This window comes from Acidocella sp. (genome assembly GCF_013044125.1).
Taxonomy (GTDB): Bacteria; Pseudomonadota; Alphaproteobacteria; order Acetobacterales; family Acetobacteraceae; genus Acidocella.
On record NZ_JABEVC010000019.1, the window covers coordinates 1 to 6678 of the forward strand.

6 protein-coding genes are annotated in these 6678 nt (G+C 65.2%); all 6 read left to right on the forward strand.

Going from position 1 to position 6678, the window contains the following annotated elements:
* Nucleotides 1-669, forward strand: a 669-nt coding sequence (locus HKL97_RS00990) for an MFS transporter (RefSeq protein WP_363238144.1), incomplete at its 5' end; no start/stop codon positions are given.
* Nucleotides 662-2383, forward strand: coding sequence for a radical SAM protein (locus HKL97_RS00995; RefSeq protein WP_291421964.1), 1722 nt, complete (start codon nt 662-664; stop codon nt 2381-2383). The genes HKL97_RS00990 and HKL97_RS00995, both read left to right, overlap by 8 nt.
* Nucleotides 2380-4461, forward strand: coding sequence for an FAD-dependent oxidoreductase (locus HKL97_RS01000; RefSeq protein ID WP_291421966.1), 2082 nt, complete (start codon nt 2380-2382; stop codon nt 4459-4461). The genes HKL97_RS00995 and HKL97_RS01000 overlap by 4 nt, the downstream gene beginning before the upstream one ends.
* 92 nt (nt 4462-4553) lie before the next feature.
* Nucleotides 4554-5240 (forward strand): glycosyltransferase, encoded by a 687-nt coding sequence (locus tag HKL97_RS01005; protein ID WP_291421968.1) that lies wholly within the window; start codon nt 4554-4556, stop codon nt 5238-5240.
* Nucleotides 5237-5830, forward strand: a complete 594-nt coding sequence (locus HKL97_RS01010) for a TIGR04282 family arsenosugar biosynthesis glycosyltransferase (RefSeq protein WP_291421970.1) — start codon at nt 5237-5239, stop codon at nt 5828-5830. The genes HKL97_RS01005 and HKL97_RS01010 overlap by 4 nt, the downstream gene beginning before the upstream one ends.
* Complete coding sequence (locus tag HKL97_RS01015) at nt 5823-6512, forward strand: DUF3047 domain-containing protein (RefSeq protein ID WP_291421972.1); 690 nt, start codon at nt 5823-5825, stop codon at nt 6510-6512. Before HKL97_RS01010 ends, HKL97_RS01015 begins: the two co-directional genes overlap by 8 nt.
* Nucleotides 6513-6678 lie beyond the last annotated feature (166 nt).

Sequence of the window (6678 nt, forward strand, 5' to 3'; positions counted from 1 at the left end):
CAGCCCGCACCCCCCCCGGCCATCCACCGCATCCAGCGCGAGGCCAGCGGCTTTCTGGTGCTGCTGCGCCGCTACCCTGGGCGGCTGGCGCTGGGCGCCGCGCTCGATTTCGCCGAAGCCTCTGGCTATTACGGCCTGTTTGCCTTCCTGCCGATCGTCGTGCTGCCCGCCTTGCACCTGCCAGCAGCGCAACTGCCGGTATTTTATCTCGCCGGAAGCCTTGGCGCGCTGGTGGGCGGGCTAACGGCGGCCTCATTGCTCGACCGCCTGGGCCGGAGCTGGACCGTCGGCGGCTTCTACCTCGCCACCGCTCTCGGACTGGTCGCTTTCGCCGCCGTCACCGGCATGGGCGCAGGCGCCCTCATGCTGGGTTTCGCGCTGGTTAACATGCTGGCCACGGGAAGCTGGATCGCCGCCTACCCCACCTTCTCGGAGCTTTTCCCCACCGCCCTGCGCGCCACCGGCATTGGCGCCTCGGTCGCGGCCGGGCGCGTGGGGGCAGCACTTTCGCCCTTCCTGGTCGGCTATGTCGGCGCGCATAGTATGCCCGCTGCCCTCATCATGCTGGCTGGCTTCTGGGCGCTGGGCGCGGTCGCCATCCTCATCTGGCGGCTACGCGGCGGCATCGAAGCGCGCGGCCTGGCGCTGGAAGCCATCTCCAATGTTTGACACGCTTTCGCCGCCGGTCATCACCGCCGACGGTCCGGTACTGGTTTTCGGCGGCGGCTACAGCAATCTTCAAGCCACCAAGGCGCTGCTGGAGGCTGCAAACCATCACGGCATCCCACCCTCGCGTATCATCTGCACCGGCGATTCCGTCGCCTATGGCGCCGACCCGCAAGCCTGCACCGACCTGCTGCGCGAGGCGGGTATCGCCACGGTGATGGGCAATTGCGAAGAACAACTCGCCGCCGATGCGCCCGATTGCGGCTGCGGCTTTGCCCCCGGCTCCGCCTGCGACCGCCTCTCCGCCGCATGGTTCAACTATGCCCGCACGCGCCTCACCCCCGAGGCCAAAAGCTGGATGGCGTCCCTGCCGCGCCGGGTCGACCTTATCCTCGGCGGCAAACGCCTCGCCATCGTCCACGGCGCGCCCAGCCGCATCAACCGCTTCGTCTACGCCTCGGACTCGGATGCGCTGTTCGCCGAGGAAATCGCCCGTACCGGTTGCGACGGCGTCATCGCCGGGCATTGCGGTCTCAGCTTCACCCGCACAATCGGCGAAAAACTCTGGCACAATGCCGGCGTCATCGGCCTGCCCGCCAATGACGGCACGCCGCGCGGCTGGTATTCCATCCTCACCCCGGCGGGCGACGGCTTTTCCCTAACCTGCCACCCGCTCACCTACGATCACCCAGCCGCCGCTGCCGCCATGCGCCGCGCAAACCTGCCCGAGGAATACGCCGCCGCGCTGGAAACCGGCATCTGGCCCAGCCTGGACAGTCTGCCCCTGCCCGAACGGGCGATGACCGCCACCCCACACCCCGCGCCGCCGCCCGCACCGGATGCCGCGGTGGCGCTGGAGCGGCTGGAGACGCTGTGGTTCAATACCGGCACGCTCTGCAACCTGGCCTGCGCGGGCTGCTACATCGAGAGCAGCCCGCGCAACGACCGGCTCGCTTATTTCCCGCTGGCCGAGTTCAACCGGCTGCTGGACGAGGCCAGCGCCGCACAATCCCTGCATGAAATCGGCTTCACCGGCGGCGAACCGTTCATGAACCCGGATATGATGGCGATGATTGAGGGCGCGCTGCGGCGCGGCTATCGCGCCCTGGTGCTGACCAACGCCATGCTGCCCATGCAGCACCATTTCGCCGCGCTGGCGGGCCTGCGCGCGGCTTTTGGCGCGCAATTGGCGGTGCGCGTGTCGCTCGATCATTTTACCCAGGCCGGGCATGAGGCCCTGCGCGGCCCCCGCACCTGGGAGCCAGCCTTGGCCGGGCTGCGCGCTTTGTTCACGTCAGGCTTCACGCCATCCGTCGCGGCACGTTTCGACCCGGCGCTGGAGGATGAGGCCACCACCCGTGCCGGGTTCGCGGCATTTTTCGCGGCGGCGGCTTTCAATATCGACGCCTTCAACCCGGACCATCTCGTGCTGTTCGCCGAGATGGACAAACCCACCACCGTCCTCGGCGTCAGCGCCGCCGCCTGGGAGGCGCTGCACGCACGCGGCGCGGACGCCATGTGCCGTACCTCGCGCATGGCGGTGCAGCGCAAAGGCGCTGCGCAGGCCAGCATCGTCGCCTGCACCCTGCTACCTTACGAGCCGCGATTCGAACTCGGGTCCACGCTGGCCCAGGCCGCGCGCGGCGTCACGCTCGACCACCCGCATTGCGCCCAATTCTGCGTCTTTGGCGCGTCATCCTGCATGAGTGCGCGATGAGCGCCGCCCTCACCAAACGCCGCCCCGGCACGGCCGGCACCGTCTTGTTCGCCGGCCTGCTCCTCGCTTTGGTGGCGTTGGCCTTCACGCTGAACCCCGGCGATGTGCTGCGTGCCGTCACCACCCTGAACGCCGAGCACCCGCTCAAAGCCTTCGCCGCCTATTTCGCATTTTATGTGGTGGCGACAGCGCTTTCCTTTCCAGGCGCGGCCCTGCTCACGCTCGGCGCCGGGGCGCTGTTCGGTGTCGCCGAGGGCGCGCTCCTGGTCTCCTTCGCCGCCTCCCTCGGCGCCAGCCTTGCCTTCCTCACCGCCCGTTTTTTGCTCCGCGATTTCGCCCTGGCGCGCTTCCCCGCTTTGTTCACCCGCATCGACGAGGGCATTGCCCGCGACGGCGCGCTCTACCTCGTCTCGCTCCGCCTCGTCCCGGTCATTCCCTTTTTCGCCGTCAACCTGCTGGCCGGTCTGACCACACTCCCGCTCCGGCGCTTCTATTTCGCCAGCCAGATCGGCATGTTCCCGGCGACGCTGATTTATGTGAATGCCGGGGCCAGCCTCGCCACGCTGGGCCACCACGGCGCCATCCTCACGCCCCGGCTCATCACCGGCCTGCTGCTTCTGGCCGCCCTGCCCATCGCCGCACCGCGCCTGCGCGACATGTCTTCCGCCCGCAAGCTCTACGCCAAATGGCCGCGTCCCAAAAAATTTGACCGTAATCTCGTGGTCATCGGCGCCGGTGCGGCGGGGCTGGTGAGCGCCTATGTCGCCAGCGCCGTGCGGGCAAAAGTCACCCTCATCGAACAAGCCCATATGGGCGGTGACTGCCTCAACACCGGCTGCGTGCCATCCAAAGCTCTGCTGCACGCAGCCAAACACGGATTTAATTTTGCCCAGGCCCGTGCTGCGATAAAGGCGGCGGTGGACGGCATCGCCCCGCACGACTCAGCGGCGCGTTACGTCAACCTCGGCGTGGATGTCCGCCAGGGGCGGGCGATGATTGAATCACCCTGGTGCGTGTCGGTGGATGGCACCCAAATCACCACCCGCGCGATTATTATCGCCGCCGGCGCCGAGCCCTTCATCCCGCCCATTCCCGGCCTTGCCACTTGCCCCCACGCTACCTCTGAAACGCTGTGGGACATCGCGGCGCTGCCCGCACGCCTCACCATCCTGGGTGGCGGGCCGATCGGCTGCGAAATGGCCCAAGCCTTCGCCCGCCTCGGCAGCGCGGTCACGCTGCTGGAAATGGCCGACCGGCTCTTGCTGCGCGAGGATGATGAAGTTTCCGCCGCCATGACAGCCGCCCTGCGCCGCGACGGCGTCACGGTTTTAATCGGACACCGCGCCGCCGAGATTTTGCACGACACCAACGGCTATTCGCTCCGCGCCGAGCAGGATGGGCAAATCGTCACCATCGCCTTCGACCGCCTCCTCGTCGCCATCGGCCGCAAGCCGCGCGTCACCGGCTACGGTCTGGAAACGCTCGGCATTCCCCTGACAAAAACCAAAACCATCGAGACTGATGCCTGGCTGCAGACCCTCTATCCCAATATCCTCGCCTGCGGCGACGTTGCCGGGCCGTACCAGTTCACCCATACCGCCGGGTATCAGGCCGGGTACGCCGCGCTCACCGCGCTGCTGTCCCCCTTCTGGCGTTTCAAACCCAATTACCGTGCTGTCCCCGCCGTCACCTACACCAACCCCGAGATCGCCCGCGTCGGCCTGAATGAGTGCGAGGCGCAGAACTTGGCCTATGAAGTGACCCGCTACAGTTTTGCCGAACTCGACCGCGCCATCGCCGAAGCTGACACCGAGGGTTTTGTAAAAGTCCTGACGAAAAAGGGGAGCGACAAAATTCTCGGCGCCACCATCGTCGGCACCCAGGCGGGTGAACTCCTCACCGGCTTCACCATCGCCATGCGGCATAATCTCGGCCTTAAAAAACTGCTTGGCGTCATCTACCCTTATCCCACGCGCTCAGAAGCCATCCGCGCCGTCGCCGGACTTTGGCGGCAGAAACACGCCTCTGCGCGCGGCCTGGCGCTGCTTGAACTGTTTCATGGATGGAGGCGCGGGTGAAGTCTGATCTACGGGCCCCTGTTCTCATGCCTGCCGGGGTGGCGGCGGGTTTTGTTTCCTCCGCTCGCCGTCATGACGCTGGGAAAAGACCAATGATGACTGTGCCACTCTCGGTCATCATCCCCACCTTGAACGAGTCGGCACATCTGCCCAGTCTGCTGCGCGACCTCAAGGCGGGTTGCGATCTGATCTCCGGCATTGTCGTGTCTGACGGCGGTAGCTCTGATGACACCTTGGCACTTGCCGCCCAAGCCGGGGCGCGCATCGTCACCGGTCCGCCAGGGCGCGGCGGGCAGTTCCACCGGGGGATCATGGCGGCCAGCTCGCCCTGGCTGTTACTGCTGCACGCCGATTCCACTCTGCCCCCCGGCTGGGCCGACAGGCTACGCCAGACACTCGCCTCCGCGAGCGTTAATCGCGCCTATTACGGCAGGCTCCGCTTCGCCTGCGCAGACCCGCGTGCGCGGTTGCTGGAATGTGGCGCCGCACTGCGTTGCGCCATTTTTCGCCTGCCTTATGGCGATCAGGGGCTACTCATCCACCGCGACCTTCTGGCCACCATCGGCGGCATGCCGGAGGCACCATTGATGGAAGACGTGCTGCTCGCCCGAAAGCTCGGGCGCAGCCATCTCGTCCCCATGGACCTAACCATTTCAACCGATGCCACCGCCTATATCCGCAACGGCTGGTATTGCCGCGCTGCGGGTAATCTCTGGCGTTTGGCCCGCTTCCTCGCAGGGGGCAGCCCCGTCAACCTCGCAGCCGCCTACAAAAGATGAACCGTCCCGTCATCATCATCTTCACCCGCGTCCCGCGCCTCGGTGTTGGCAAACGCCGTCTTGCGCGCGAGGTAGGCGACCGCAAAGCGCATAATTTTGCCCGTACGACACTGGTTGGCCTGCTGCACCGGTTACGGCGCCTGCGCGGTGCTGCGCGCGTCATCGCCACCGCGCCAGATCACCACGCCAAGCTGAGGGCGCCAGGCTTCAGCCGCATCGGCCAAGGCCAGGGTGATCTCGGCCAGCGCATGCAGCGCGCCTTCAACCACTATCCACGCCGCCCCGTCGTGCTCATCGGCAGCGACATCCCGGATGTAAAAACCTCTGACCTACGCATGGCTTTTCATAAACTGCGCGGCTGTAACGCAGTTTTCGGCCCCGCCGCCGACGGCGGCTACTGGCTGACTGGCATGTCCGCAAATCGTCCCTCATCGGCCTTCGCCAAGGTGCGCTGGTCGAGCCCTGACGCGCTGGCCGACACGCTACGCAATTTCCCCAGACGGCGGATCGGACGGCTGCGTATGCTGCGCGATGTCGATGACGCCGAAAGTTTGCATGCCTATACGAAGAAGATTTCCGCCCATGCCTAACCTCAAACAAATTGTTGCCGCCGGGTTATTTTGCGGCCTCATGACATCCCCGGCGAGGGCTGAAAACCCACCGGCTTTTTCAAGTGGCACACTCTCCGGCTGGCAGGAAAAAAAATTCTCGTCCCTGCCGCACACGAGCTACCAGCTCGTCACCCAAGATGGCACAACAGTCCTGCACGCAGTCTGCCAAAATTCAGCATCCGGCCTGATCTGGAAACACAAGATCGACCTGACCCAAACACCCATCCTGACCTGGCGCTGGAAGATCAGCCGCGTGTACCCAAACCTCGACCCGCATGCAAAATCCGGCGACGATTACCCGGCGCGCGTTTATGTTGTCACCGGCAATCCACTTTTACCCTGGACGCTACGCAGCCTCGTCTATGTGTGGGCCAATGGCTCAGTGGTTGCCGCCGCGCATGACCCTCAAGGCACCCAGATCTACCCTGACCCGTACACAAAACAGGCCGAAATCGTAGCCCTCCGCCAGGGACCTTCAGGCACCGGGGCATGGACCACCGAGCAACGCAATCTGCGCACAGATCTCGCCCACGCGTTTGGTGGCGTTTTTACAGCGATCGACGCTGTCGCGGTGATGAGCGACTGCGATGATTCGCATAATTTCGGTCAGGCTTGGTATGGCGATGTACGTTTTCTGGAAGGTGCTCCGCTGAAGCCATAACACCAGCTAACCGCCAGACTGAATGTCCGCTATTCAAAGCACTGATCCAGAAGCGGACCTTCTGCTCTCCACCCAACCAAGCCGATTACGCAGAAAACCCCCCAGCCCGGATGGGGCTGGGGGGTTTCTGCTAGTGGCTGTAGCCTGTCGTCGGGAACGTGCCGAG